The organism is Achromobacter insuavis (genome assembly GCF_902859645.1).
GTDB lineage: Bacteria > Pseudomonadota > Gammaproteobacteria > Burkholderiales > Burkholderiaceae_B > Achromobacter > Achromobacter insuavis.
Genome location: NZ_CADIJR010000161.1, coordinates 1 through 3,741, shown reverse-complemented (window position 1 = coordinate 3,741; position 3,741 = coordinate 1). Strand labels below are relative to the sequence as shown.

5 protein-coding genes are annotated in these 3,741 nt (G+C 71.3%); 3 read left to right on the top strand and 2 right to left on the bottom strand.

Annotated elements, in window-relative coordinates:
• Positions 1-692, bottom strand: a 692-nt coding sequence (locus H0523_RS31685; protein WP_257225194.1) for an MATE family efflux transporter, incomplete at its 3' end; no start/stop codon positions are given.
• A 27-nt stretch (positions 693-719) separates the two neighbouring features.
• The gene (locus H0523_RS31680; RefSeq protein WP_231689985.1) at positions 720-1,406 is read right to left on the bottom strand and encodes a hypothetical protein; all 687 of its coding nucleotides are present in this window, start codon (positions 1,404-1,406) and stop codon (positions 720-722) included.
• A gap of 112 nt (positions 1,407-1,518) precedes the next feature.
• Between H0523_RS31680 and H0523_RS31675 the strand changes: the two genes are divergently transcribed.
• The 3 genes from H0523_RS31675 to H0523_RS31665 form a co-directional block, all read left to right on the top strand.
• The gene (locus tag H0523_RS31675; RefSeq protein WP_054435210.1) at positions 1,519-2,439 is read left to right on the top strand and encodes a LysR family transcriptional regulator; all 921 of its coding nucleotides are present in this window, start codon (positions 1,519-1,521) and stop codon (positions 2,437-2,439) included.
• An 8-nt stretch (positions 2,440-2,447) separates the two neighbouring features.
• On the top strand, positions 2,448-3,398 hold the full coding sequence (locus H0523_RS31670; protein ID WP_054435212.1) for an adenosine deaminase: 951 nt from the start codon (positions 2,448-2,450) through the stop codon (positions 3,396-3,398).
• Positions 3,399-3,561: 163 nt separating this feature from the next.
• Positions 3,562-3,741, top strand: a 180-nt coding sequence (locus H0523_RS31665; protein WP_180180301.1) for a carboxylesterase family protein, incomplete at its 3' end; no start/stop codon positions are given.

Here is a 3,741-nt window from a genome sequence, read left to right as displayed (position 1 = left end):
AGATCGGCGCGCAGGCTGGCCCGCGCCGGCCGCGCCACCAGCCGGTAGCGCCCGAACACCAGCCAGGCGCCCAGCGCCACCGTCGCCACGCGACCGACGCCGCCGGCCCAGGCCACGCCGCGCATGCCGCCGTCGAACACGAAAATCACCAGCGGATCCAGCGCCGCCACGGTGGCGGTGCCGGCCAGCAGCACCCACATCGACTGGCGTCCGCGACCGGCGGCGCGCAGCAGGTTGGACAGCATCATGCCCAGGCCCATCGCCACCGAGAACGGCGCGGTGATGGCCACATAGGACAGCAGCAACGCCCGCACGTCCGGCGCCAGCCCGATCGCCCGCGTGAACGGCCCGATCGCCAGCAGAAACACCGCCGCCGACAGCAGCGTGGCCGCGCCCATCAGCACCAGCGAGGCCGCCGCCAGCCGGCGCGCGCGCAAGGCATCGCCGGCGCCGAGGGCGCGCGACACCTGCGCCGCGCCGCCCACGGTCACGCCGATGCAGATCGACGTGATGGTGAACAGCGTCATCGAGCCGAAGCCCACCGCCGCCAGCACCGCCTCGTCGCGCAGCGTGCCCAGGTACAGCAGGGTCAGGAATTCAACGGCGAACACGGCCAGCATGCTGGCCCAGCCGGTCAGGACCATCTCGAGCACATGGCCGCGCAACGGTCCGGAGACGAAACGCGCGGGCATGGCGGCGGCGGCGTCCAGGCGGCTCTCCTAGCGCGGCGCGAACCAGTATTGCGCGCGGACCTCATCCGACGAATACCAGGGCAGCAGGCCGATGCTCTGCGACTCGCGCTGCACGGTCACCAGCAGCCCGCCCGCCAGCGGCCGCAGCAGCGCCATGGTGCGGTACATGCCCATCGATTCGTACTGGTGCCAGTCGCGCCGGGCGCTGATCCAGAAACGGCCCTGGGTACAGCCGCTGAAGCGCTGGATGCCGGGCACGTTCTCGCCCGGCGCATCGGGATCGGCGGCGCCATCGCGTTGCCGCAGCAGGTCGGCGCTGCCGCCGCCCAGGCCGTCGTCGGCCTCGACGCGCCAGCCGCCCGCGACGCTGACCAGGGTCACGCTGGCGGCCGCCGTGGGGCGCCAGGCGCGCTCGGCGGTGTCGCGCAGGCCGGGCAGGCCGAGCATGTCGGCCAGGAAGCGTTGCAGGTCGGCGGCGCCGGCCATGGCCTTGCCGTCACGCAATTCGCCGGCGGCGCGATAGCGGCCGGCCAGGTCCGGGCACTGCGCCGGATCCGAGGGCAGCACTAGCGCCGCGCCATCCTTGAAGGGCGGCCACTCGACCCTGACCCCGTCCACCGTCGACGTGCCGCATCCGGCCAGCGCCGCCAACGCCAGGAAGGCCGCCAGCCGCCGCGCGGCCAGCCCCAGGGTGGCGCCCATCATCCTCGTCATTGCCCGCTCCCCTCCGTTTCCATGGCGAGCAACTATACCGAAACCCGTCACCCGCGTTGCCAAGGCCCCGGCGCCGGAGAATAATCGGCGCATCGCTACTCTGCCGCCCGCCATGACGCCCTTCAAAGGAAAACTCCGCACCCGGCACCTGGAGATCGTGCTGACGGTCGCCGAGCTGGGCAACCTGTCCAAGGCGGCGGCGCAGTTGCACAGCACGCAGTCGGGCCTGTCGCGCGCCATCGCCGAGATCGAGGAACTGGTGGGCGCGCGGCTGTTCGAGCGCACCGCCCGCGGCACCAGCTGTACGCCGCTGGGCGAGGCCATGTGCCGCCACGCGCGCCAGCTGCTGACCGGCTTTCGCAAGGCCGAGATCGACCTGGCGGCGCTGTTGCGCGGCGACGAGGGCAGCCTGACGGTGGGCTGCTTCTCGATGTTCGCCGGCTGGCCGGTGGCGCAGGCCGCCTCGCGCTTTCGCGAGCGGCATCCGCGCATCACGCTGACACTGGAGATCGGCACGCACGAGCGCCTGATCGAGGACCTGGACGCCGGCGCGCTGGACGTGCTGATCAGCCGCTTCTCGTCCACGGTCGATCCGCGCATCTACCGCTCGGCCACCCTGCTGGAAGACGCCGTGGTGCTGGCCTGCGCGCCCGCCCATCCGCTGGCCGAACGGCCCGAGGTCACGCTGGCCGATTGCGTCGCCTACCCGTGGATCACGGCGCTGCCCGGCAGCCGCATCCGCGGCGAGCTGGAAATGCTGCTGTTACGGGAAGGCCTGCCGATTCCGGATATGATCGGCGCCCTATCCCTGGAATTCGGCCGCGAACTGCTGACGGTCGGACCCTATCTGTGGATGCTGCCCGGCAGCGTCGCGGCGGTGCGCGCCGCGCGCGGCGAGGTGGTGGTACTGGCGCCCCGTCCCGCCCTGCGGCGCTCGCCGCTGGCGGCCATCTGGCGCCGCGACCGGCCCAGCACCCGCCAGGCCCGCGCCTTCGCCGACACGCTGGCCGAGGCCATCCAATCTTCTTCTTAGGAGCGCCCATGTACGACTGGCTCAACACCCTGCCCAAGGCGGAACTGCACCTGCACCTGGAAGGCACGCTCGAACCCGAGCTGCTGTTCCGGCTGGCCCACCGCAACGGCGTGGCGCTGCCATGGCCGGACATGGACGCCCTGCGCGCCGCCTACAACTACGGCAACCTGCAGGAATTCCTCGACCTGTACTACCGCGGCGCCGACGTGCTGCGCACCGAGCAGGATTTCTACGACCTGACCTGGGACTACCTGGTCAAGTGCCACGAGCAGAACGTGGTGCACACCGAGCCCTTTTTCGATCCGCAGACCCACACCGACCGCGGCGTGCCGTTCAAGGTGGTGCTGGACGGCATCAGCCAGGCGCTCGAAGACGGCCGCAAGAAGCTCGGCATCAGCAGCGGCCTGATCCTCAGCTTCCTGCGCCACCTGCCCGAGGAGCAGGCCATGCGCACGCTGGAAGAGGCGCTGCCCTACCGCGACGCCTTCATCGCCGTCGGCCTGGACAGCAGCGAAAAGGGCTTTCCGCCGCGCCTGTTCCAGCGCGTCTTCGACCGCGCCCGCGCCGAAGGCCTGCCGGCCGTGGCTCATGCGGGCGAGGAAGGCCCGCCCGAGTACATCTGGGAGGCGCTGGACCTGCTGAAGGTACTGCGCATCGACCACGGCGTGCGCGCCGCCGAGGACCCGCGCCTGATGGCGCGCCTGATCGACGAACAGATCCCCCTGACGGTATGTCCGCTGTCGAACACCCGCCTGCGCGTGTTCGACCACATGTCGCAGCACAACATCCTGTCGCTGCTGGACGCCGGCGTGAAGGTCACGGTCAACTCCGACGACCCGGCCTACTTCGGCGGCTACGTCACCGAGAACTTCCACGCGCTGTACGAGCACCTGGGCATGAGCCAGGCGCAGGCCCAGGCGCTGGCCGACAACAGCATGGATGCGCGCATCCTGAAGTAGCCCCGGCCGGCAGCCCCGGTCGCGGCACGGGGTATGCGGGTTGCGCATGGCCCGGTTCGAAACCGGCATGTCTGCCCGCCCCCTTTCGTCCCTACCATAGTCCCGAGCGGATGGCGGCCCTGCATGCCCTCCGCCGGAAACCAGGACGACAAGGGACCAGACCATGACTGACACCGTTCAGGCCGACCTGCGCGCCGGCAGGTTGACCGGACTGCGCGACGGCGACGCCTGCCGCTTCAGCGCCATTCCATATGCCGAACCGCCCGTGGGCGCGCTGCGCTTCGCGCCGCCCCAGCCGGCCCGCTGGCGCGGCCCGCGCGATGCCACCCGCCCCGGCAGCGTG

Bases quoted from the DNA above. Each gene is read 5' to 3' on its own strand.
- H0523_RS31680 (WP_231689985.1), bottom strand. From the start codon at position 1,406: ATGACGAGGATGATGGGCGCCACCCTGGGGCTGGCCGCGCGGCGGCTG.
- H0523_RS31675 (WP_054435210.1), top strand. From the start codon at position 1,519: ATGACGCCCTTCAAAGGAAAACTCCGCACCCGGCACCTGGAGATCGTG.
- H0523_RS31670 (WP_054435212.1), top strand. From the start codon at position 2,448: ATGTACGACTGGCTCAACACCCTGCCCAAGGCGGAACTGCACCTGCAC.